General features: G+C 69.7%; 19 protein-coding genes. 15 read left to right on the top strand and 4 right to left on the bottom strand.

Annotation, left to right across the window (positions count from 1 at the left end; all coding sequences use genetic code 11):
• Positions 1 to 109 precede the first annotated feature (109 nt).
• From QYL93_RS23465 to QYL93_RS23420, 10 genes are all read left to right on the top strand, one after another.
• Complete coding sequence (locus QYL93_RS23465) at positions 110 to 3895, top strand: PAS domain S-box protein (RefSeq protein ID WP_305745917.1); 3786 nt, start codon at positions 110 to 112, stop codon at positions 3893 to 3895.
• Positions 3892 to 4887, top strand: coding sequence for a two-component system response regulator (locus QYL93_RS23460; RefSeq protein WP_305745916.1), 996 nt, complete (start codon positions 3892 to 3894; stop codon positions 4885 to 4887). The genes QYL93_RS23465 and QYL93_RS23460 overlap by 4 nt, the downstream gene beginning before the upstream one ends.
• Before the next feature lie 47 nt (positions 4888 to 4934).
• On the top strand, positions 4935 to 6626 hold the full coding sequence (locus QYL93_RS23455) for an FAD-dependent oxidoreductase (protein WP_305745915.1): 1692 nt from the start codon (positions 4935 to 4937) through the stop codon (positions 6624 to 6626).
• Positions 6627 to 6637: 11 nt separating this feature from the next.
• Positions 6638 to 7135 carry a L,D-transpeptidase gene (locus tag QYL93_RS23450; protein WP_305745914.1) on the top strand — a complete coding sequence of 166 codons (498 nt, stop codon included), beginning with the start codon at positions 6638 to 6640 and terminating at the stop codon, positions 7133 to 7135.
• An 87-nt stretch (positions 7136 to 7222) separates the two neighbouring features.
• The gene (locus QYL93_RS23445; protein ID WP_305745913.1) at positions 7223 to 8584 is read left to right on the top strand and encodes an esterase-like activity of phytase family protein; all 1362 of its coding nucleotides are present in this window, start codon (positions 7223 to 7225) and stop codon (positions 8582 to 8584) included.
• Between the two features lie 116 nt (positions 8585 to 8700).
• Positions 8701 to 9408 (top strand): riboflavin synthase subunit alpha, encoded by a 708-nt coding sequence (locus QYL93_RS23440; RefSeq protein ID WP_305745912.1) that lies wholly within the window; start codon positions 8701 to 8703, stop codon positions 9406 to 9408.
• Positions 9405 to 9917, top strand: a complete 513-nt coding sequence (locus QYL93_RS23435) for a GNAT family N-acetyltransferase (RefSeq protein ID WP_305745911.1) — start codon at positions 9405 to 9407, stop codon at positions 9915 to 9917. The genes QYL93_RS23440 and QYL93_RS23435 overlap by 4 nt, the downstream gene beginning before the upstream one ends.
• Before the next feature lie 85 nt (positions 9918 to 10002).
• Positions 10003 to 10488, top strand: coding sequence for an NUDIX hydrolase (locus tag QYL93_RS23430; protein ID WP_305745910.1), 486 nt, complete (start codon positions 10003 to 10005; stop codon positions 10486 to 10488).
• Between the two features lie 148 nt (positions 10489 to 10636).
• Positions 10637 to 10930 carry a hypothetical protein gene (locus tag QYL93_RS23425; protein ID WP_305745909.1) on the top strand — a complete coding sequence of 98 codons (294 nt, stop codon included), beginning with the start codon at positions 10637 to 10639 and terminating at the stop codon, positions 10928 to 10930.
• A 41-nt stretch (positions 10931 to 10971) separates the two neighbouring features.
• Positions 10972 to 12669 carry a DUF692 family multinuclear iron-containing protein gene (locus QYL93_RS23420; protein ID WP_305745908.1) on the top strand — a complete coding sequence of 566 codons (1698 nt, stop codon included), beginning with the start codon at positions 10972 to 10974 and terminating at the stop codon, positions 12667 to 12669.
• A gap of 21 nt (positions 12670 to 12690) precedes the next feature.
• On the opposite strand, the gene QYL93_RS23415 is transcribed toward QYL93_RS23420, so the two are convergent.
• Positions 12691 to 13518 carry an IclR family transcriptional regulator gene (locus QYL93_RS23415; RefSeq protein ID WP_305745907.1) on the bottom strand — a complete coding sequence of 276 codons (828 nt, stop codon included), beginning with the start codon at positions 13516 to 13518 and terminating at the stop codon, positions 12691 to 12693.
• Positions 13519 to 13621: 103 nt separating this feature from the next.
• On the opposite strand from QYL93_RS23415, the gene QYL93_RS23410 reads away from it, so the two are divergent.
• The 5 genes from QYL93_RS23410 (at position 13622) to QYL93_RS23390 (ending at position 18634) form a co-directional block, all read left to right on the top strand.
• Complete coding sequence (locus tag QYL93_RS23410; RefSeq protein WP_305745906.1) at positions 13622 to 14635, top strand: tripartite tricarboxylate transporter substrate binding protein; 1014 nt, start codon at positions 13622 to 13624, stop codon at positions 14633 to 14635.
• A gap of 154 nt (positions 14636 to 14789) precedes the next feature.
• Positions 14790 to 16277: a class I adenylate-forming enzyme family protein gene (locus tag QYL93_RS23405; RefSeq protein WP_305745905.1), complete on the top strand. Its 1488-nt coding sequence runs from the start codon at positions 14790 to 14792 to the stop codon at positions 16275 to 16277.
• Between the two features lie 13 nt (positions 16278 to 16290).
• Complete coding sequence (locus QYL93_RS23400; protein ID WP_305745904.1) at positions 16291 to 17076, top strand: citryl-CoA lyase; 786 nt, start codon at positions 16291 to 16293, stop codon at positions 17074 to 17076.
• Positions 17073 to 17804 (top strand): SDR family oxidoreductase, encoded by a 732-nt coding sequence (locus QYL93_RS23395; protein WP_305745903.1) that lies wholly within the window; start codon positions 17073 to 17075, stop codon positions 17802 to 17804. The genes QYL93_RS23400 and QYL93_RS23395 overlap by 4 nt, the downstream gene beginning before the upstream one ends.
• Positions 17801 to 18634, top strand: coding sequence for an SDR family NAD(P)-dependent oxidoreductase (locus tag QYL93_RS23390; protein ID WP_305745902.1), 834 nt, complete (start codon positions 17801 to 17803; stop codon positions 18632 to 18634). The genes QYL93_RS23395 and QYL93_RS23390 overlap by 4 nt, the downstream gene beginning before the upstream one ends.
• A gap of 5 nt (positions 18635 to 18639) precedes the next feature.
• Here the strand turns inward: QYL93_RS23390 and QYL93_RS23385 are convergent, their stop codons facing one another.
• The 3 genes from QYL93_RS23385 to QYL93_RS23375 are packed head-to-tail and all read right to left on the bottom strand — an operon-like array spanning position 18640 to position 21891.
• Complete coding sequence (locus tag QYL93_RS23385; protein WP_305745901.1) at positions 18640 to 19725, bottom strand: porin; 1086 nt, start codon at positions 19723 to 19725, stop codon at positions 18640 to 18642.
• A gap of 36 nt (positions 19726 to 19761) precedes the next feature.
• Positions 19762 to 20748, bottom strand: coding sequence for a tripartite tricarboxylate transporter substrate binding protein (locus QYL93_RS23380; RefSeq protein WP_305745900.1), 987 nt, complete (start codon positions 20746 to 20748; stop codon positions 19762 to 19764).
• A gap of 48 nt (positions 20749 to 20796) precedes the next feature.
• On the bottom strand, positions 20797 to 21891 hold the full coding sequence (locus QYL93_RS23375) for a 4-oxalomesaconate tautomerase (protein ID WP_305745899.1): 1095 nt from the start codon (positions 21889 to 21891) through the stop codon (positions 20797 to 20799).
• Positions 21892 to 21934 lie beyond the last annotated feature (43 nt).

The following is a 21934-nucleotide window of genomic DNA, read 5'->3' as shown; positions in this document are numbered from 1 at the left end:
GCGCGTGGATGTAACAAACCCGGGAGTTGGGGGGGTTACCGGCCACGTGGGTAAATTGCTCACGGGGTTCCCGGCAGAATGGAAACCAACGCTTACATTCGTCCGCCCGATGCTCGAGAGATTCTTTGTTGTCGGCGCCGAGCGGGATCTACAGAACCTTTGGGGGCACGACCCCTGGCTGGTGGCCCTGTCGGTCGCGCTCGCGATCGCCTCTTCCCTCATGGCGCTGCATCTGGCAGCGCTGGCATTGCGCGCACCCGACCGCTTGCGCCGCAACCTCACGGTGGCTTCTGGCGCGGTGGCGCTGGGCGGGGGCGTCTGGTCCATGCATTTCGTGGGCATGCTGGCGTTCGACCTGTGCGCCAATGGCCATTTCGAGCCCTGGGTCACGGCGCTGTCGTTCCTTCCCAGCCTGGTGGCCTCCTGGATCGCGTTGCACGTGCTCACCCAGGAGCAGCCCACCCGCCGCTCCATCACCCGGGGTGGTGCCCTGGCGGGCGTGGGAATCGGCGTCATGCATTACGCCGGCATGTCGGCATCCGATGCGGCGCCGCTGATCCGCTACGACGTGGTGGGCTTCCTGGCCTCCCTCGTGTTCGCGGTGGGCATGGCCATCCTGGCGCTGTGGCTGCGCTTCGGCATGCAGCGCGCCTGGACACGCCGCCCCTGGCTCAGCACGCTGCTGGGCGGTCTGGTCCTGGGCCTGGCGATCGCCGGCATGCACTACATCAGCATCGCGGCCGTGCGCGTGTCCGGCAGGTCCGATCTCCTGGGGCCGGTACCCGAGCAAGCCAGGTACATGGCCCTGGCCATCGCCCTGATGGCGGTGCTGGTGGGCCTGGTGGTCACCACCGTCAACATCGGCCTGCGGGTCCGCTGGCTGCTGCGCAGATCCGAGCAGAGCGAATCGCGCCTGCGTTCCGTCGTGGAGACGGCCATGGACGCCATCATCATGGCCGATGCGGACGGCACCATCCGGTCCTTCAACGGCTCGGCGCAGCGCATGCTCGGCTGGACCGCCGAGGAAGCCGTGGGCCAGCCGGTGCGCATGCTGGTGGACCCCGCCTATGCCGACACGCCGCACAGCTACCTGCCGCGCGACCTGTCCCGCGGCGAAGCGCGCCAGGTGGGCAAGGATAAGGACATCCATGTGGTGCGCAAGGACGGCACCCTGGTGCCCGTGCGCCTGGTGGTCGGCCGCGTTGACCTGCCGGGGCCGCCGGTGCTCGTGGGGTTCCTGACCGACCTGACCGAGCGCCGGGCCATCGAGCAGGAGCGCCGGCGCGGCGAGGAGCAGCTGCGTTCGCTGGTGCGCAACATCCCGGGCGTGGCGTTTCGCTGCCGCTGCGACGCCGACTGGTCCATGCTGTTCATCAGCGATGCGGTCGAGGCCCTGACCGGTTGGCCGGCCGAGGATTTCCTGCAGAGCCGCATCTCCTTTGGCCGCATCATCCACGAGGACGATGCCGAACGCATCGGCGAGCAGGTGGCGCGGGCCCTGGACACCGGCGAATCCTATGTGCTGGAGTACCGGCTGCAAACGCGGCATGGCGGCATCCGCTGGGTGTCTGAAACGGGCCGAGGTGTCGCGGGGCCGCAGGGTGAAGTCCGGTGGATCGATGGCGTGATCACCGACATGACGGCGTTCAAGGCACAGAACGCCGAGTTCGTGGGCACGGTCACTGCCATCGGCCGGTCGCAGGCGGTGATCGAGTTCGATCTCAAGGGCAGGGTGCTCACAGCCAACCGGAATTTCCTGGACCTCATGGGCTACACGCGCGCCGAAATCGAAGGCCAGAACCACCGCATCTTCTGCACGCCGGAGTACGCCGGCAGCCAGGCTTACCAGGCCTTCTGGGCGCGTCTGGGCCAGGGCGAGTTCGATGCCGGAGAGTACCTGCGCCTGGGCCGGGGCGGGCGCGAGGTCTGGATCCAGGCCACCTACAACCCCATTTTCGACGCCCAGGGGCGGGCCTTCAAGATCGTCAAGTTCGCCACCGACCTCACCGTGCGCCGGCGCATGGAGACCGACCTGCGCGCGGCCAAGGAGCAGGCCGAGCACGCGGCAGCGGCGCGCAGCACCTTTCTGGCCAACATGAGCCATGAGATCCGCACGCCCATGAACGCCATCATCGGTTTCACCGAGGCGCTGCTCGATACCCCGCTCGAAAGCACCCAGCGCCGCCACCTGGGCACGGTGCACCATGCGGCGCGCTCCATGCTGCGCCTGCTCAACGACATTCTGGACACCGCCAAGCTCGAAAAGGGCGCGGTGGAACTGGAAGTGGCCGACTTCAGCCTGCGCGAGCTGTGCGAGCAGATCCTCGCCTCGCTGCGCATCACCGCAGCCAAGAAGGGGCTGGAGCTGGTGCTCGACTACCCTGACGCGGTGCCCACGCACTGGCAGGGCGATGCCTTCCGCATCCAGCAGGTGCTGCTCAACCTGCTGGGCAATGCGATCAAGTTCACCCACGCAGGACGTGTCACCCTGCGCGTGTCGGGTGTGAATGCGCAACTGGTGCTGGAAGTGACCGATACCGGCATCGGTATCGACGCGGCGGGTGTGGAGCGCATTTTCGACCCCTTTGCGCAGGCCGATGCCTCCACCACGCGCCGCTACGGCGGCACCGGCCTGGGCACCACCATCGCCCGCCAGCTGGCAGAGCTCATGGGCGGTGCCATTGCGGTGGCAAGCCGCGTGGGCCACGGCAGCACCTTCACCGTGCACCTGCCGCTGCACACGGGCCATGCCCCGGTGGATGGCAGTGCATCGGCCCGGGACTGGCTGCGCGCGCCCTTGCCCAGCCTGCGTGTGCTGGCCGTGGACGACGTGCCCGCCAACCTGGAGCTGCTGCAGATCACGCTGCAGCGCGGCGGCCACAAGATCACCGCGGCAGGCAGCGGCGCGCAGGCGCTGGAGGCCTTTGCGGCAGAACGCTTCGACGTGATCCTTATGGATCTGCAGATGCCCGACATGGACGGGCTGGAGGTCACCCGCCACCTGCGCAGCTTCGAGCAGGCCCGGCAGCGCAAGGCCACGCCCATCGTGGCGCTGTCGGCCAGCGTCCTGGAGCAGGACCGCCGCAATGCCCGCGCCGCCGGCATGGATGGCTTTGCGAGCAAGCCGGTCGAGCCGGTGCGGCTCATGGCCGAGATCGCGCGCGTGATCGGCGTGCGCGAAGATGGCGCGGACCCGGTGTTTGCTGTCACCAGTGCTTTTGGCAGCCTGGAGGGCCCCGACGGGCTGCAGGGGACGCGCGCACTGAGGCCACCGCAGGCGCCGTTGCCGGCCGCCATCGAGTGGGACCGTGGTGTGCGGCTGTGGACCCAGGCACGCTACCTGCGAGAGGCCATCGAACGCTTCATGCAGGAGAGCGGCGTGGCGTTGGCGGGCCTGCTGTCCGCGCACCAGACGGACGATTGGGAGGGCCTGGAATCACGTGCCCACCGCGTGCGTGGCGCCGCCGCCAACCTGGCGCTGCCCGTGGTGCAGCAGCTCGCCGGGCAGATCGAGCAGGCGGCCCGCGCGCGCGATGCCGCTCCAGTGCAGGCAGCGCTGCTGGCCCTGGCCACCGCGCTCGACGCGGTGCGCGTCGCCCTGCTCAATCCGCAGGCGCCTGACGCCCAGTTGCAGGGCACGGCCTCCTCACCGGTCCCGCTGCCGCCTGCCGAGCGCAGCCGCGTCCTCGCCGCCATCGATGCCCTGGTCGCCGCCTTGGCGCAAGGGGAGCTGGCCGATGCTCCGCTGGCGGTGCTGGAGGGCGAGCTGTCGGCCGTCAGTCTCAACAGCCTGCAGGAGGCGCTGGATCGCTTCGATTTTGACGAGGCGCGGGCCTGCCTGCTGGCCTTGCGTGCGCATCTGCAGGCGCCGACACCCCCTCAGGAGATGGCATGACGCCCGTGCAGGAAGACCACCGCCCGCGCCTGCTGCTGGTGGACGATGAACCCACCAACCTGCAGGTTCTGCGCCACATCCTGCAGGAGGACTTTCGCCTGCTGTTCGCCACCGACGGGGCGCGCGCGCTGCAGATCGCCCAGCAGCAGCGGCCCGACCTGGTGCTGCTCGACGTGATGATGCCGCAGATGGACGGCTACGGCGTGTGCCAGGCCCTCAAGGCCGACCGCACCACCGCGAACATCCCGGTGATATTCGTCACCGCGCTCACCGAAGCGCAGGACGAGGCGCGCGGTTTCGACGTGGGCGGCGTGGACTACATCACCAAGCCCGTGAGCGCCCCCGTGGTGCGCGCCCGCGTGCGCACCCACCTGTCGCTGGTGCGCACCGAGGAACTGCGCGAAACGCGGCTGCAGATCGTGCAGCGCCTGGGCCGCGCCGCCGAGTACAAGGACAACGAGACGGGCATGCACGTCATCCGCATGAGCCACTTCGCCCATGTGCTGGCGCTGGCGCTGGGCCACTCGCCCGCCTGGGCCGAGGACCTGCTCAATGCCGCGCCCATGCACGACGTGGGCAAGATCGGCATCCCCGATGCCGTGCTGCGCAAGCCCGGCCCGCTCGATGCCGGCGAGTGGGACACCATGCGCCGCCATCCCCAGATCGGCGCCGAGATCATCGGCGAGCACCCCGCAGGCTTGCTGCGCCTGGCCCACTCCATTGCGCTCACACACCACGAGAAATGGGACGGCAGTGGCTACCCGCAGGGCCTGGCAGGCGAGGCGATTCCGGTGGAGTCGCGCATCGTCGCCCTGGCAGACGTGTTCGATGCACTGACGGCGCGCCGGCCCTACAAGGAGCCCTGGAGCATCGAAGACACCCTGGCCCACCTGCGCGCCCAGGCGGGCAAGCACTTCGACCCTGGCATGGTGGAGGTGTTCATCGCGCAGCTGCCCCGGCTGCTGGAAATCCAGGCACGCTGGGCCGACTGACCCTCTTTTGCCGGGGGGCGGTTGCGGGTGACGTAGAGTACGGCCCCATGTCCCTTGCGCCCCCCTCTTCTCCGCCCTCACCACGCCGCAGGCAGCTGCTGCAGGCCGCTGCCTTGCTGGCCGCGGGGTCCGCGCTGCCGGGCTGTGAGAAGGCGCCGCGCACGCTTGAGGGGGGCTTTGCCGGCATCGACATGCAGCGCGGCCATGCGTTGCGCGAGATGCTGCAAAAAGGGAGCCTGCCAGAACCTTCGGTGGTGCGGCGCGCGCAGGTCATCATCGCCGGCGGCGGAGTGGCAGGGCTGGCTGCGGCGCGCTCGCTGCGCCTGGCCGGGGTGGAGGATTTCGCGTTGCTGGAGCTCGAAGACCAGGCCGGCGGCAACAGCCGAGGCGCCATGGTCGGCGGTATCGCCTGCCCCATGGGCGCGCACTACCTGCCCGTGCCCGGCGACGACGCCAGCGAGGTGCAGGACCTGCTCGAAGAACTGGGCCTGCGCCAGCGCGTGGCCGGGCGCTGGCGCTACGACGAGCGCCACCTGTGCCACAGCCCGCAGGAGCGCCTGTACTTCGAGGGTGAATGGCAGGAAGGCCTGCTGCCGGTGCAGGGTGTGGGCGAGGCCACGCTGGCCCAGTACCGCCGGTTCTCCGAGCGGGTGGATGCCTTGTCGAAGGCGGCGCGCTTCACCATGCCCATGCTCAAGGCCTTCGACGGCAAGCGGCCGCTGTCGCCCACGCACCAGGCGCTCGACGCCCTGAGTTTCGGCGCCTGGCTCACGCAGGAGGGGCTGGACGATGCGCACCTGCGCTGGTACCTGGACTACTGCTGCCGCGACGACTACGGTGCGGGCATGGCGCGCGTATCGGCCTGGGCCGGCATCCACTACTTCGCCAGCCGCCATGGCTTCCATGCGCCGGGCGACGCAGGCACCGATGACCGCGAGGGCGTGCTCACCTGGCCCGAGGGCAATGGCTGGCTCACGCAGCGCTTGGCGGTGCCGCTGCGCGAGGGCGGGCAACTGGCCACGGGCACCAGCGTGCTGCGCATCACCGAGGGGCGCCATGGCGTGGAGGTGGATGCGCTCAACCATGCCTCGGGCAATGTCGAGCGCTGGCAGGCGCCGCGCTGCGTGGTGGCGCTGCCCGTGTTCCTGGCCGCGCGCGTGGTGCGCAACCCGCCGGCCTTTCTCACCGAAACAGCGCAGCGCCTGTCCTGGGCGCCGTGGCTGGTGGCCAACATCCACATCGATGCGCCGCTGACCGACCGCGCCGGTGCCGCGCCCGCTTGGGACAACGTGCTGTATGCCGATGCCAACCCGGGCGGTCTGGGCTACGTGGACGCCGGCCACCAGCGCCTGGACCCGCGCCCCGGGCCCACGGTGCTCACCTACTACCAGGCCCTGGGCGACCTGCCCGATGGCCGCCAGCAACTGGCCACCCAGCCCTGGGCCCACTGGGCGCAGGCGGCCATGCAGTCACTGGCCGGCCCGCACCCCGACCTGGCCGAGCGCGCCACGCGCGTGGACATCACGCGCTACGGCCATGCCATGTCCATCCCCACACCAGGGCTGCTGGGCTGGCTGCACCAGCCGGGCCGCTACCGGGCGCCCGACAAGCGCGTGGCCGTGCTGCCCACGCCGGCCACGGCGCGCCTGGCGTTCGCGCACAGCGATTGGTCGGGCTATTCGGTGTTCGAAGAGGCCTTCACGCGCGGCCATGCGGCCGGGCTGGTGGCCGCCGGCTGAGCGGCGCTGGCATGGCAGGCGCGGCGCGCGAAGTCCAGGTGCACATCAGCGTGCTGCGCCAGCAGCTCGATCTGTATGAGTGCGATGCCCTGGTGCGCAGCTATGCCGTGTCCACCGCGCTGCATGGCGTGGGTGAGTCGAATGGTAGCGGCTGCACGCCGCGTGGCCTGCACCGTGTGCGCGCCAAGGTGGGTGCGGGCTGCGACGCTGCCACCGTCTTCGTGGGGCGCCGGCCCACGGGCGAGATGTATTCGCCCGGCCTTGCGGCGCAGCACCCGGGGCGCGACTGGATCCTGTGCCGCATTCTGTGGCTCACGGGCTGCGAGCCGGGCTTCAACTGCGGTGGCGCGGTGGATACGCTTCGCCGTTTCATCTACATCCACGGCTGTCCCGATGGCACGCCCCTGGGCGTGCCGGCATCGCATGGCTGCGTGCGCATGGCCAACGCCGACGTGATGGACCTGTTCGAGCGGGTGGTGGTGGGAACGCCGGTGCGCATCGAGGCATAGCGCTGCCCCGCTCCCGGGCTGGGTGTCACGCGCCCGTCATGCGCGGCGGGCATCGTCGCGTCTTATCTCCATTTGCCCCGAGCGACCATGTCCCGACTTTCCACCCTCGCCGCCTGCGCCCTGCTGGCGTGCGCCGCTGCTGTTTCCCTCACCGCCCAGGCCCAGCAAGCCTACCCCGCCACGCTCGCAGGCCACGCCGTGATGCCCGCCATGAGCCTGGTGCCCGCACCCAAGGACGCACCGCAGGACCTGCAGACCAGCGGCAAGTTCACCACCGGCAAGCGCGTGGAGGCGCTGGGTTCGGTCGAAGGCCTCTCGGGCGGCCGCCCCACCGGCATCTCCCTGCCCTTCGCGGGCCAGCCGCTGCAGGGCCACTCGGGCATCAAGCGCATGGCCGACGGCTCGTTCTGGATCCTCACCGACAACGGCGCCGGTGCCAAGGCCAATTCGCCTGACTTCATGCTGCACCTGAGCCACTACAGCGTGGACTTCAAGGCCGGCCAGTTCAAGCGCCAGGCCACGGTGTTCCTGCACGACCCGGACAAGAAGGTGCCGTTCCGCATCGTCCACGAAGGCACGGACAAGCGCTACCTCACGGGTGCCGACTTCGACCCCGAGAGCTTCCAGTTCGCCGGCGGCGCGCTGTGGATCGGCGAGGAGTTCGGGCCCTACCTGATCAAGGCCGACCTGTCGGGCCGCGTGCTCGCCGTGTTCGAAACGCAGGTGGACGGCAAGCCCGTGCGCTCGCCCGACCATCCGGCCATCACCACGGCCGGCGCGCCCGACGCCAAGGCCCCGGCCTTCGAGGTCAAGCGCTCCAAGGGCTATGAAGGCATGGCCTCGTCCAAGGACGGCAGCAAGCTCTACGCCCTGCTCGAAGGCCCGCTGTGGAACGAGGCTGGCAAGGCTTACGAGGCCGTTGACGGCAAGCAGTACCTGCGCGTGCTGGAGTTCGACGTGAAGGCCGAGCAATGGACCGGCCGCCACTGGAAGTATGTGCTCGAGGCCAACCACCATGCCATCGGAGACTTCAACATGATCGACGGCACCACCGGCCTGATCATCGAGCGCGACAACGGCGAAGGCACGGCCGACAAGGCCTGCCCCGAAGGGCAAAAGCGCACCGACTGCTTCCACGACCTGGCCAAGTTCAAGCGCGTCTACAAGATCGAACTGACCGACGCCAACGTCGGCGGCCCGCTGCGCAAGGTGGGCTACATCGACCTGATGTCCATCCAGGACCCGAAACGCCTGGCGAAGAAGCCGCTGAACAACGGCGTGCTCACCTTCCCCTTCTTCACCATCGAGAACGTGGACGTGGTGGACGGCACGCACATCGTGGTCGGCAACGACAACAACCTGCCCTTCAGCTCCAGCCGCGAGCCGAACAAGGCCGACGACAACGAGCTCGTGTTGCTGGAAGTGGGCGAACTGCTGCGCGCGAAGTAAGCACCACGCTCCCTGTGCGAAAGGGCTGCCCCTAAGGCAGCCCTTTTGTATGGCGGGCAGCACGGTGCGAGGCCGGGTGGCAAAATCGGCGGCCACACCCCGAAAGCCGCGCCACCATGTTCACAGGCATCGTTCAAGCCACGGCAGGCATTGCCGCCATCCATGACCGCGCAGGCCTGCGCACCTTCACGCTCGATTTTCCCGAGGGCTTCTGCCAGGACCTGGCCATTGGTGCCAGTGTGTCCACCGATGGCGTGTGCCTCACGGTGACCGAGATCCTCTCGCCTACACAGGCCAACTTCGACGTGATGCAGCAGAGCCTGAACATCACCACGCTGGGCAGCTATGGCCAGGGCGACCGCGTGAATGTGGAGCGCGCTGCCAAGGATGGCGCCGAGATCGGCGGCCACCCGCTGTCGGGCCATATCGATTTTTCGGGCATGCTGGCCAGCGTGCGCGAGTTCGACAACAACCTGGTGTGGCGCGTGGCCGTGCCGCCCGAGTTCCGCAGGTACGTGTTCGCCAAGGGCTACATCGCCATCCACGGCGCCAGCCTCACCGTGTCGGAGGTGAACCGCGCCGAAGGCTGGTTCGAGGTCTGGCTGATCCCCGAGACCCGTCGCGCCACGGTGTTCGAGGGCAAAAAGGCCGGCGACCGCCTGAACATCGAGATCGAGCGCAGCACCCAGGTGGTGGTGGACACGGTGCGCGAAGCGGTGCAGGAAAGCCTGGGCCGGCTGCAGCCTGTGCTCGAAGCCCTGCTCAAGGAAAAGGGCTTGTCCCTGGAAGACTTTGTACAGCCCCCTGCGCTGAAGAACCCTTGACCCCCGTGGTTCCCCGCGCGCTGCAGCCGCGCGACCTGCCCGGCCTGCTGCAGGTGCAGCTGGCCTGCTATGGCGCGGGTTTTGTCGAAAGCGCCGAGGTCTTTGCGCGCCGGCTTGCCAGCCCGGTGAACTGCTCCCTGGTGCTTGAGCGCGGTGGCCAGGTCTGCGCCTACCTCGCGGCCTACCGCTCGGTGCAGGGCAAAGTCACCCCACTGCATGGCGACTTCGAGGGCCCGCCCGGCGCGCCCGACACGCTGTACCTGCACGACATGGCGGTGCTGCCGGCCTGCGCGGGCCAGGGCCTGGCGCAGGCGCTGCTGGCACCGCTGTGGGCGCAGGGCGCGGCCTGGGGGCTGCGCCACACGGCCCTGGTGTCGGTGCAGGGCTCGCAGGGCTACTGGGAGCGCCATGGCTACGCCGTGCAGCCACTGGCCGATGCGCTGCAGCGAGACCGGCTGGCAAGCTACGGCGAGGGGGCCGTGTACATGGTGCGAACGCTGGCGCCCTAGCCAGCGCCTTGCGTACGCCATTGGGCCTGTTTGAACGGCGCCACGGGCCGGGCATCCGTCGCAGGCCGTGGTCATAATGGCTGGCATGCCGAACCGCTGGAAACCCAATGTCACCGTGGCTGCCATCATCGAACGCGATGGCCGCTTCCTGCTGGTGGAGGAAGAAACCACCGATGGCCTCAAGCTGAACAACCCGGCCGGCCACCTCGACCCCGGTGAGTCGCCCCCCAGCGCGTGCGCCCGCGAGGTGCTCGAAGAAACCGCACACGATTTCGAGCCCACACACCTCATCGGTGTGTACCTCAACCGCTTCACCAAGACGCGCACGGGCGACGACCTGACCTACCTGCGTTTTGCCTTTGCCGGATCACTGGGAACGCACCACGCCTGGCGCACGCTGGACGAAGGCATCGTGCGCACCGTGTGGATGACGGCCGACGAAATCCGCGCCTGCCCCGAGCGCCACCGCAGCCCCTTGCTGCTGCAATGCCTGGCGGACTACCTGGCCGGCCAGCGCTACCCGGTGTCACTAGTACACACCGACATTTCGGTGACCCAGACCTCGGGCTGACACGTGTTTGGGATGCGCCGCAAATATTTGTGGGGCCGCATGTAACCCGTAGGGTGGATGGAGCGAAGTAACAGGCAGAGAGCACGGCGCCGTGCGATCTGAAAAGCCCCTGTTTCGACCCTCCCTCACCTTTATGGAGTCATCCACCATGCTGTCCACCTCTAATTCCTCCGCTGCTTCCCTCGCCCTGGCCGCCGCGCTGCTGGCGTTGTCGTCTGGTGCCTTCGCCGCCGACGCCCCCAAGGGCTCCAAGGGCGGGGCCGTCGCCGCCAACGACAAGGTGCACTGCTACAACGTGCACGACTGCAAGGGCAACAGCGATTGCTCCACCGCCGAGCACAGCTGCAAGGGCCAGAACGCCTGCAAGGGCCACGGTTTCAAGGCCAAGACCGCTGCCCAGTGCCTGAGCGAGAAGGGCACCATCGGTGATATCAAGGGCTGATGCCCCTGGCGGTTGCGCCACGGCGCAGCCGCTTGCGCACCATGGCACACGACCCCATCGCCGCGCGCGGCACCGGCTTCGGCCTGGGCCTGCGCACTGCCCACTACGCGGATTTCCTCGCGCATCCCCAGCCGCTCGACTGGCTGGAGATCATCACCGACAACTACCTCATCGACGGCGGCAAGCCGCTGGCGGTGCTCGACACGCTGCGCCGCGACTACCCCATGGCCATGCACGGCGTGGCCATGTCCATCGGTGCGGCGCAGGGCGTGGACCTGGCCTACCTGCGCCAGGTCAAGGCGCTGGCCGAGCGCATCGAGCCGCTGTGGGTGTCCGACCATCTGTGCTGGATCGGCCCCGCCCCTGACCAGCAGCTGCACGACCTGTACCCGCTGCCCTACACCGATGCCTCGGCGCGCCACGTGATCGCGCAGGTCCGCCGCGCGCAGGACGTGCTGGGCCGCCGGTTGGTGCTGGAGAACGTCTCCAGCTACATCCGCTACGCGGGCGACAGCGCAAGCGAATGGCAGTTTCTGGCCCACATCGCGCAGGAGGCCGACTGCCTGCTGCTGGTGGACGTGAACAATATCTACGTGAGCAGCGTGAACCACGGCTTCGACCCGCTCACCTACCTCGACGCGCTGCCTGCGCAGCGCGTGCAGCAGATCCACCTGGCCGGCCATGCCGACCAGGGCGACCACATCATCGATACGCACGACCACCCCGTGGCCCAGCCCGTGTGGGACCTGTATGCGCGGGCCTGCGAGCGCTTCGGTGCCGTGGCGACCATGGTCGAGCGCGACGACCGCATTCCGCCGCTGGCCGAGCTGCTGGGCGAAGTGGGCGTGGCGCGGTCCATCGCTGCGGCGCATGTGACACCGGCCGGTATCGCAGGACCGGCCGCAGTGCCCTGGCCGCGTGGCCCGCTGTCCTTTGCCCCGCCCCTGCAGGTGCTGCAGCAGGACCTGGCCAGCCGCATCCTGGCCGAGCCACTGCAGGCCCTGGACGCGGAGGCCCCGGTCACGGGTCGCCTGGGCATCTACCACCATGCCTACCGTGCACGGCTGTCCGAGGTGCTGGCCGACACCTACGCCAAGACCTGGCTCTACCTGGGCTCGGACACCTTCGACGGGCACGCACGCGACCATGCCATGGCGAACCCTCCCGTGGCGCGCAGCCTCAACCGCTATGGCGAGGGCTTTGTCGACACCCTGCGCGCGCTCTACCCGGAGAACCCCGAACTGCATGAACTGGCCCAGCTCGACTGGGACCTGCGCACGCGCTTCGACGGGGCTGACGTGCCGGCGCTGGACGCGGCCACGGCGGCTTGCGCCGGCCCCTGGCTGGCGCGCGCCGGGGTGCTGCACCCCAGCGCATTGCTGCGCACGCTGAGTACCAATGCCGTCGCGCTGTGGAATGCCATCCATGCCGATGAAGACGTGCCCGAAGCGATGGCATTGCCAGCGCCTGCGACATTGCTGGTGTGGCGCAAGGGCTACCAGCCGCACTTTCGCTCGCTGGGCGCCCAGGAGGCGGTCTTCATCCACCTGCTGCAGGCGGGGGCCTCGGTGGAGCAGGCCTGTGACCGCCTGCAGGCGCTCGGAGCGATGCCGGGCACGGAACTGCTCGCACAGTGGCTGGCAGGCCTGCTGCAGGAGGGCCTGGTGGGGCTGGGCGCGGCACGCGGCAGCCAATGCGCCGGGGAGGCGCCCGCTGTGCAGGGCGCGAACGCGGGCTGAGGCACCCGGGCCGGTGGGGGGTCACACCCCTTTGGGCAGCAGCGCGGCCAGCGCCTCGCGCATCCAGCGCGCAATCAGCTGCTGGCGCTCGCGCGGCATGCGGTCCAGGGTCGAGGCCACGCTGATGGCGGCCACGGGCGCGCCCTCGGCGTTGCGCACGGCCATGCCCGCAGCCAGCACGCCCTGGGTGGCGTGGTTGCCCACCACCGACCAGCCGCGCTCGCGCGTGGCGCGCACCAGGATCGCGAGGCGCTCGGGCGTCATGCCGCCGTAGCGCGGCAGCTCCTGCGCGTTGGCCGCGATGGCGGTGTCCACCTCGTCGTCGGGCAGCGCGGCCAGCAGCGCCAGGCCGGCCGCGCCCACGCCCAGCGGCTGGCGCGTGCCCACCTGGATCACCAGGATCTGCACCGGGTGCGTGCCCACATGGCGCGCGATGCAGTGCGATGCGGCACCTTCGCGCACGATGGCGAAGGCCGCGTCGCCGCAGGCCCGGCTCACGCGTTCGAGCACGGGCGCCAGGCGCATGGCCATGTTGGGCAGCGCGGCGGGCGCGGCCATGGCGGCCATGCGGGGCCCCGCCACATAGCGAAAACGCCCGCGCTGGGCCACATGGCCGCCCTCCAGCAGCGTGGCCAGCAGGCGGTAGACGGTGGCGCGCTCAAGCCCCACAGCGCGGCACAGGTCTACCACGCGCAGGCCTTCGCGGCCGCTGGCGAGCACGGCGTCGAGCACCAGCAGGCCGCGGCGCAGCGTGCGGCTGCCGGGGTCCTCTTCGGCTTGTGGTGAGCGCGTTGCGATGGATGGAACGTCCGGCAGGCGGACGTTTCGATTCGCGGGTCGGGAAGGCATGGGAAAGAATTTGTCCGTCGATGCAACCAGCATGCAGTGTGCCGCAGAGCCACGCCGCCGGGACGCGAAGACGGGATTTTCACAAGACACCAGGAGACAAGACATGACATCGCACACCCCTGCCACCACCGCACCGCGCCGGCGCCTGCTGGCCCTGGCCGCCGCTGCCATCGCCTGCACCGCCGCCCTGCCCCTGCAGGCCCAGACCGCCGGCGCCACGGGCTGGCCCAACAAGCCCATCAAGCTCGTCGTGGGCTATGCAGCCGGCGGCGCCACCGACGTCATCGCGCGCCTGGTCGCCGTCAAGCTCGGCGACCAGCTCGGCCAGCCCGTGGTGGTGGACAACCGCGCGGGCGCCAACAGCAACGTGGGTGCCGAGAACGTGGCGCGCGCCCCGGCCGACGGCTACACGCTCTACGTCTACACCATCGCCAATACCATCAACGCCTCGCTGTACCCCAAGCTCGGCTACGACCCGGTCAAGGACTTCGAGCCCATCGGCATGATCGCCAAGATCCCCAACATCCTGGTGGTCAACCCCAAGCTGCCGGTGAAGAGCCTGGCCGACTACGTGCGCTACGCCAAGGAGTCCAAGGACGGCATCACCTTCGCATCCTCGGGCAGCGGCTCGTCCATCCACCTCTCGGGCGAGATGTTCAAGATGCAGTCCCAGCTCAAGATGCTGCACGTGCCCTACCGCGGCAGCGCCCCCGCCGTCACCGACCTGCTCGGCGGCCAGGTGGATTCGATGTTCGACAACACGCCCTCGGCCCTGCCGCATGTGCAGGCCGGCAAGCTGCGCGCCATTGCCATCACCAGCGCCCAGCGCTCGCCCCTGCTGCCCGACGTGCCCACGCTGGCCGAGTCGGGCTACGCCGGCTTCGACGTGCAGTCGTGGTTTGCCCTGGCCGCGCCTGCGGGCACGCCGCGCCCTGTGGTGGAGCAGCTCAACACCGCCCTCAACAAGGTGCTGGCCCTGCCCGAGGTGCGCAACCGCCTGCAGGAGCTGGCCGCCACGCCCGACTCCGGCACGCCCGACAAGATGCGCAGCTTTGCCGCCGCCGAGATCAAGCGCTGGCGAGAGGTCGTCAAGGCCTCCGGCGCCACCGCGGAGTAGGCGACGGGAAAAGCCCCCCTGGCGTCGTTGTTCCGTCTTGTCGTACTGACCGTACTGCCTGCGACGAAACGCCTAGCCAGGACCGCTTCGCTGGGCTTTGCCCGCCGCTTGTGACGCCTTTCATCGAATCGCAACCCTGGAATACCTGCCCTCCATGTTCCCCATCGATTTCTTCTGGCGCGCCGCCCAGCGCTGGCCCGACCGCATCGCCATCGACGCGCCCGAGGGCGCCATCCGCTACGACGCGCTGGCCGCGCGCGTGGCGGCCCTCGCGGCCGGTTTCACCGCGCTCGACCCGGCGCCGCAAAGCCGCGTCGGCATCTGCGTGGGCAACAGCGCCGACCACATCGCTGCGCTGCTGGCGGTGCTGGCCTGTGGCAAGGTCTGGGTGCCGCTCAACCCCAAGAGCACCCGGCACGAAATCCGCCGCATCATCGACGCGACCGAGCCCTCCATCCTGGTGCTCGATGCGGCCTGCGCCGACCTGCTCGACGGCGCGCCCGGGGCCCGCGTGCCGACCGCGGGGCTGGCGGACCTGGCCGCCGTGCACGCCGGTGCGCCGCGCCCTGTGATCGACCTGCCCGCCGATGCCACGCAGGCCATCAAGTTCACGGGCGGCACCACCGGCGCGCCCAAGGGCGTGATGCAGCCCTACCGCGCGTGGATGGCCAACATCACCAACCAGATCCACGCCTGGGGCTTCGACGAGCACGAGCGCTACATCGTCGCGGCGCCCATCACGCACGGCACCTCCACCTACCTGCTGCCCATCCTGGCGCAGGGCGGTTGCCACGTGGTGCTGGGCGGCGCGGGCGCCGAGGCGGTGCGCACGGCCTTCCGCGAGCGCGGCGGCACGGTGTGCTTCATGCCGCCCACGCTGGTCTACATGCTGATGGCGCTGCCCGGCGCCTCGCGCGCCGACTTTCCGCGCCTGCGCCGGTTGATCTATGGCGGCGCGCCCATGCCGCCCGAGAAGATCCGCCAGGTGCGCGACTTTTTCGGCCCGGTGCTGGGCACCACCTACGGCCAGACCGAGGCGCCGCAGATCCTCACCGTGATGCTGCCCGAGGACTTCGAGGACCCGCAGAACTGGGCGGCCGTGGGCCGCACCACCTGGTTCAGCGACGTGGCCATCATGGCGCCTGATGGCGGGCTGCTGCCCACCGGCGAGGTGGGCGAGGTGGTGGCGCGCGGTGACCTGCTGATGAGCGGTTACTGGCGCCTGCCCGAGAAGACCGCCGAGACCCTGGTGGACGGCTGGCTGCACACCGGCGACCGCGGGCTCATCGACGCTCGTGGCTACCTCTACCTCAAGGACCGGCTCAAGGACATGGTGATCACCGGCGGCTTCAACGTCTACCCCGTGGACGTGGAGAACGCGCTGGGCCAGCACCCGGCTGTGCACGAATGCACCGTGTTCGGCCTGCCTGACGACAAGTGGGGCGAGACCGTGCAGGCCGCCGTGCAGCTGCGCCCCGGCGAGCAGGCCAGCGAGGCCGAGCTGATCGCCTTCGTGCGCGAGCGCCTGGGGCCGGTGCAGACGCCCAAGCACATCCATTTTCACGACAGCCTGCCGCGCTCGCCCGTGGGCAAGGTGCTCAAGTCCGCCGTGCGCGATGCCGCGTTGGCAGCAACCGCCTGAAGGAACCCACTCCATGACCGCCCCATCCGCCAAGACCCCCGTCACCAGCCTGTGCACGCACACCCTCACCAGCCTGCATTACCGCGATGCGAACCTGGTGGAGGACCTGATGGGAAAGAAGACCTTTACCGAGGTGATGCTCATGCAGATCCTGGGCCGCGCGCCGCGCGGCGTGGACCTGCGCATCACTGACGTGGTGCTTATCGTGCTCATGGAGCACGGCCTCACGCCCAGCGCCATCGCCACACGGCTGATCTACATGAGCGCGCCCGAGAACCTGCAGGGCGCCGTGTCGGCCGGCCTGCTGGCCGTGGGCAGCTCCTTCGTGGGCACCATGGAGAACTGCGCCGGTCTGCTCGACCGCATCGCGGCCGCAGCCGACCCCGCTGCCGAGGCACTGGCCATCGCGCGCCACTACAAGGGCCTCAAGTCCCCCGTGCCGGGCTTTGGCCACCACCTGCACAAACCCGTGGACCCGCGCGCCTACAAGCTGCTGGAGATGGGCCGCGCCGAGGCCGAACTCAAGGGCGACAAGATCCGTGCGCTGCAGAGTCTGTCCCAGGCCGTGGACGAGGTGGCCGGCCGTCCCATCACCATCAACGCCACGGGCGCGGTGGCCGCGCTGCTGGGCGAGATCGGCGTGCCCACGGCGGTGATGCGCGGCTTTGCCGTGATATCGCGCGCGGCCGGCCTGGTGGCACACATCGTCGAAGAGCAGAACAGCCCCTCGGGCCGCTTCATCTGGGACACCATCGAGCACGCGATTCCCTTCGTCGGCGGCAAGGATGGCCAGGCATGAGCGGCGGCCAGGAAGGCACGGTGCTCGTCACCGGCGCCAGCCGCGGCATCGGCCGCGCCGTGGCCACGCGGTTGATGGCCGACGGCCTGCAGGTCGTGAACTTCGACATCGCGGCGCCGGAAAGCCTCGGCGCGCATGAAACCTTCGTGCAGGTGGATCTGGCCGACGAGGCCGCCCTGCGCGACGCGCTGGCTCGCACCGTGGCCGAGCGTGCCATCACCCGGCTGGTGAACAACGCGGGCATCGTGCGCCCGGCCGGCATCGATGCGGCCACCAGTGCCGACCTGCAGGCCGTGATGGCCGTCAACCTGGCGGCCGCCATCGCCTGCGTGCAGGCGCTGCTGCCCGCCATGCGCGCGGCGTGCTTCGGCCGCATCGTCAACATCTCCAGCCGCGCCGCACTGGGCAAGGGCGAGCGCATCGCCTACTCGGCCAGCAAGGCAGCGGTGCACGGCTTCACGCGCACCCTGGCGCTGGAGCTGGGCGCCGACGGCATCACCGCCAACGCCATCGGCCCCGGGCCGATTGCCACCGAACTCTTCGAACGCGTGAACCCGCCCGGCGCACCGGCCACGCAGCGCATCCTGGACACCATCCCCGTGCGCCGCATGGGGCAGCCCGACGAGGTGGCGCACCTCGTGGCATCGCTGCTCGATGCGCGCGCGGGCTTCATCACCGGCCAGGTGGTCTACGTGTGCGGCGGCATGACTGTGGGGCTGGCACCATGAGCGCGCAGAAGACCATTCCACCTGCCCTGCCGCTGGACCTGTCTGGCCGCGTGGTCTTCGTGGCCGGCGGTGGCTCGGCCGGCCCGGGCTGGAGCATCGGCCGGGCCGCCTGCGTGACCTATGCGCGCCTGGGTGCCAGCGTCTGCGTGGCCGACCGCGACGCGGCCTCGGCCGAAGAGACCACGGCGCTCATCAAGGCCGAGGGCGGTACGGCCGCCACCTTCGTGGGCGACGTGGCCGAGGCAGCGGACGTGAAGCGCCTGTTCTCCGAGGCGCGCGAGCGCTTCGGCGGCGCCATCGACGTGCTTCACCACAACGTGGGCATCGGCAAGACCGGCGGCCCGCTGGAGACCAGCGCCGAAGATTTCGAGCGCATCCACGGCGTGAACGTGGGCAGCCTGCTGCTGGCCTGCCAGGAGGTGCTGCCCGGCATGGTGGAGCGCGGGCGCGGCTCCATCATCACCATCTCGTCCATCGCGGGCATGCGCTACCTGGGCTACCCGCACCTGGCCTATGGGGTCACCAAGGCCGCGGTCACGCATTTCACGCGCCTGGTGGCGCAGCAGTACGCGGGCCAGGGCGTGCGCGCCAACACCGTGGTGCCGGGGCTGATCGACACGCCGCGCATCGCCAACACGGTGGCCAGGATGTTCTCGGACACCAGCCTCGACGAAGCCCGCGCCGCACGCGCCCGCCAGGTGCCCATGGGCCGCATGGGCACGGCCTGGGACGTGGCCCACGCCTGCGCCTTCCTCGCCAGCGATGCCTCGGCCTATGTGACCGGTACGGAACTGGTGGTGGACGGCGGCATCACGGGCAAGTTCGTTTAGCGGCTTCAAAAGCTGTGCGTGACCCCGGCAGAGGCGCCGGTGGCCACGCGCTTGTTGGCTGCGCCCTGGTAGCCGTTGCGCCAGCGTGTGTGGTCCAGCTCGACGTAGACCCGCGTGCGGCGCGACAGTTTGTATTCGGCGAAGGCCACCATGCGGCCATAGCCGTCGTCGGCTGCGGCGGTGCGTGTGCGGTCGATCTTGTAGTAGGTGGCCGTGAGGTCCAGCAGCGGCAGCGCCGCCCAGGTGGCGCCAGCCGAAAGCACGCGCTGTTCGGTGTGTGTGGCCGCGCCCGTCTGCGCCTTGCTGCGCCCGGCATTCGCGGCCAGGCGCACGCTGCCCCACTGCCAGGCCGCGCCGAGCGTGGCAGCATCGAGCGGGCGCAGGTTGGCGTCCTTGAAGGTCTGCCATGCGCCCGAAACGGTGAAGCCGCCATCCGCATACGCCAGGCCCAGGCCGTGCGAGGACAGGGCCGACGATTGCGATGCCACCTCGCCCACCCCCAGCATGGCCCGCGCCGTGAGGCCGCCAAAGCGGCCCGTGAGCTTGACGGCATTGTCCAGCCGGTAGGAGCCGGTATTGGCGCCCGCGCTGCCGTACTCGATGCCCAGGCCGTGCTGGCTCAGCGCCGAGACGCCGATGTTGGGGTTGAAGCTGGCGAAGCGCATGGAGAGCGGGTCCACGGGCGAGATCGCATCGGCCAGCAGCGTGGTCTGGCGGCCGAGCGCCACGGTGGCCCAGCCCGCCTGCAGGCCCACCCACGAGGCGCGGTCGAAGTATTTGGCGCTGTTGGCGGGCGCACCGGTATCGGCGTTGAGGCCGCTTTCCAGGTTGAACAGCGCACGGGCGCCGCCACCCAGGTCCTCGCTGCCGCGCACGCCCCAGCGGCTGGTGGTATGAATGCCGCTGCCCAGGCTGTGGTGCGAGCCCGGTGCGGGGGCGTTGGCGGCCGTGAGCCCGCTCGCGTGGCGCAAGCCCAGGTCCACCACGCCGTAGAGCGTGAGGCTGCTGGCGGATGGGCTGGTCGATGCGGTCTGGGCGAACGCCGGCGCGCAGGCCAGCAGGGCGCAGATGGCGCCGTTTGTCTTCTTCATGCCGTCTCCTCGGATCAAATGTTCTTGTGAGCGGGTTCAATCCGCCGTCAACTGGGCCTTCTGCACCACGCCGCGCCACTTGGCCAGTTCCTGGCGCACGGTCAGGGCCAGGGCCTCGGACGTGCTGCTGTCCACCACGGCGCCCTGTTCTTCGATGCGCCGGGCCACGTCTTTGTCAGCCAGGGCGGTGTTGAGCGCCTTGTTGAGCTGGTCCACCACGGCCTTGGGTGTCTTGCCTGGGGCGAACAGCGCGTACCACTGCGTGATCTCCACGCCCTTGATGCCGGCTTCTTCCAGCGTGGGCACATCGGGCATCAGCGAGGAGCGCTTGGGTCCGGCCAGCGCCAGCGCGCGCAGCTTGCCGTTCTTCACATGCGAAGAGGCCGAGAACAGGCTGGGGAACATCACCTGCGTCTGGTTGGCCATGGTGTCGTTCATTGCCGGGGCCGAGCCGCGGTAGGGCACATGCGCCATCTGCGCGCCGCTCTCGAGCTTGAACATCTCGGCCGAGAAGTGCGGCGCCGTGCCGTTGCCGGCCGAGGCGTAGTTGTAGGCGCTGGGGTTGGCCCGGGTCAGCGCCACGAACTCGGCCACCGTCTTCGCGGGCACCTTGGGGTTGACCACCATCAGCGTGGGCGAGTAGCAGACCATGCCGATGGGCTCGAACTGGGTGACGGGGTCGTAGCGCAGCTTTTGCAGCGCCGGGCTCATGCCGTGCGTGCCGATGTAGCCGAACAGGAGGGTGTGGCCGTCCGGCGTGGCGCGCGCCACGTACTCGGCGGCAATGGCGCCGTTGGCGCCGGCCTTGTTCTCCACGATCACCGACTGGCCCAGGAGCTGCGACATCTTCTGCGCCACCACGCGCGCCATGCCGTCGTTGCCGCCCCCGGCGGCCGTGGGCACGACCAGGGTGATGGAGCGCTCGGGAAAGGCGGCGTGCGCCACTAGAGGTGCGCCGGCCAGCGTGGCGAGGGCCAGTGCGGCGGCCAGGGTGCGGCGGCGCGATGGGGATGGGTGTGTCATGGTCTTGTCTCCTGTCATGTCGTTGTGAGTGGATGAGAAAAAGGGAAGTCAGGCGTGTTGTGCCGCGGTCTCTGCGACGAACAAGGTGCCTTCCAGGATCTTTCGGGCCGTGCGCACCAGCGCGGCCTGCACCAGCGTGGATTGACCGTCCACCAGGGCGAGTTCGACATCCACGTGGATGCGGCCGGCCGGGTGCAGCACCTCCACGCGGCGCGTGCCGGCGCTGGGTGCGCTGCGCGCGTCGCTGGCCACGGTGCCGGGCAGCACCAGGGCGGCGGCCACGCCGATGGCGCCGGTCACGGCATGCGAGCGGTGGCAGCGCCGGGGCGTGAAGTAGCGCGAGACGATGCTGCCGGGCGCCGGTCCGTCGGAGACGATCACCGGCTTGGGCAGCACGCTGCCCGAGACGTCGCCCATGCCCATGCGCAGCCCGGCCTCGCAGCGCAGGGCTTCGAGCCGGGCGAGCAGTGCGCTGTCGGCATCGAGTTCGGCGGGGCTCTCGTCGCCGCGCAGGCCCAGGTCGGCCGCACGCACCAGCACCATCACCTGGGCGGCGTCGATGCAGGTCACCGGCAGGCCCTGGATAGTGTCGATGCGCTGCCCGGTGGGGAAGATCTGCCCTGTGACGGCGCCCCAGGCGTCGAGGAAGTTCATCAGCACCGGGGCGGCCGTGCCCTGCACGCCGTCGATGCGCACATCGCCCTCGTAGTGCACGCGGCCGCCGCGGGTCTGCACCTGCACGTCGATGCGCGAGCGGGTGTTCACGTTGTAGACCCGCACCCGCGTCACGTCGCCGGTGCGGCTGGCGGGCACCAGGCCCTGTTCGATCGCGAAGGGGCCCACGCCGGCCAGCATGTTGCCGCAGTTGGGCCGCGTGTCCACGCGGGCCTCGTCCACGCTGACCTGGGCGAACAGGTAGTCCACGTCGCAGCCGGCATGCGCCGAGCGCGAGACGATGGCCACCTTGCTGGTCAGCGAGTTGCCTCCGCCCAGGCCGTCGATCTGCAGCTCGTGCGGCGAACCCAGGGCCGCGATCAACGTGCGGTCACGCTCTGCCGGGTCTTGCGGCAGCCAGTCGGCCAGGAAGAAGGGGCCCCTGGAGGTGCCGCCACGCATCAGAACGCAAGGAAGGTTGTAGCTCATGCGTCTGCATGGTGCGGCTCTCCGGTTTGTTTGTGAATTGCAT

Origin of the sequence: Acidovorax sp. A1169, assembly GCF_030704685.1 — a bacterium.
Lineage (GTDB): Bacteria > Pseudomonadota > Gammaproteobacteria > Burkholderiales > Burkholderiaceae_C > Acidovorax.
The sequence above is the reverse complement of the archived record's forward strand: the minus strand, read 5'-3'. Positions and strand labels throughout refer to the sequence as shown.

What these genes read in the sequence shown, in the direction of transcription:
- QYL93_RS23405 (WP_305745905.1), top strand. Translation starts at nt 14,790, where the DNA reads ATGTTCCCCATCGATTTCTTCTGGCGCGCCGCCCAGCGCTGGCCCGAC.
- QYL93_RS23395 (WP_305745903.1), top strand. Translation starts at nt 17,073, where the DNA reads ATGAGCGGCGGCCAGGAAGGCACGGTGCTCGTCACCGGCGCCAGCCGC.
- QYL93_RS23445 (WP_305745913.1), top strand. Translation starts at nt 7,223, where the DNA reads ATGTCCCGACTTTCCACCCTCGCCGCCTGCGCCCTGCTGGCGTGCGCC.
- QYL93_RS23380 (WP_305745900.1), bottom strand. Translation starts at nt 20,748, where the DNA reads ATGACACACCCATCCCCATCGCGCCGCCGCACCCTGGCCGCCGCACTG.
- QYL93_RS23450 (WP_305745914.1), top strand. Translation starts at nt 6,638, where the DNA reads ATGGCAGGCGCGGCGCGCGAAGTCCAGGTGCACATCAGCGTGCTGCGC.
- QYL93_RS23410 (WP_305745906.1), top strand. Translation starts at nt 13,622, where the DNA reads ATGACATCGCACACCCCTGCCACCACCGCACCGCGCCGGCGCCTGCTG.
- QYL93_RS23420 (WP_305745908.1), top strand. Translation starts at nt 10,972, where the DNA reads ATGGCACACGACCCCATCGCCGCGCGCGGCACCGGCTTCGGCCTGGGC.
- QYL93_RS23375 (WP_305745899.1), bottom strand. Translation starts at nt 21,891, where the DNA reads ATGAGCTACAACCTTCCTTGCGTTCTGATGCGTGGCGGCACCTCCAGG.
- QYL93_RS23400 (WP_305745904.1), top strand. Translation starts at nt 16,291, where the DNA reads ATGACCGCCCCATCCGCCAAGACCCCCGTCACCAGCCTGTGCACGCAC.
- QYL93_RS23460 (WP_305745916.1), top strand. Translation starts at nt 3,892, where the DNA reads ATGACGCCCGTGCAGGAAGACCACCGCCCGCGCCTGCTGCTGGTGGAC.
- QYL93_RS23430 (WP_305745910.1), top strand. Translation starts at nt 10,003, where the DNA reads ATGCCGAACCGCTGGAAACCCAATGTCACCGTGGCTGCCATCATCGAA.
- QYL93_RS23465 (WP_305745917.1), top strand. Translation starts at nt 110, where the DNA reads ATGCTCGAGAGATTCTTTGTTGTCGGCGCCGAGCGGGATCTACAGAAC.
- QYL93_RS23415 (WP_305745907.1), bottom strand. Translation starts at nt 13,518, where the DNA reads ATGCCTTCCCGACCCGCGAATCGAAACGTCCGCCTGCCGGACGTTCCA.
- QYL93_RS23455 (WP_305745915.1), top strand. Translation starts at nt 4,935, where the DNA reads ATGTCCCTTGCGCCCCCCTCTTCTCCGCCCTCACCACGCCGCAGGCAG.
- QYL93_RS23385 (WP_305745901.1), bottom strand. Translation starts at nt 19,725, where the DNA reads ATGAAGAAGACAAACGGCGCCATCTGCGCCCTGCTGGCCTGCGCGCCG.
- QYL93_RS23440 (WP_305745912.1), top strand. Translation starts at nt 8,701, where the DNA reads ATGTTCACAGGCATCGTTCAAGCCACGGCAGGCATTGCCGCCATCCAT.
- QYL93_RS23390 (WP_305745902.1), top strand. Translation starts at nt 17,801, where the DNA reads ATGAGCGCGCAGAAGACCATTCCACCTGCCCTGCCGCTGGACCTGTCT.
- QYL93_RS23425 (WP_305745909.1), top strand. Translation starts at nt 10,637, where the DNA reads ATGCTGTCCACCTCTAATTCCTCCGCTGCTTCCCTCGCCCTGGCCGCC.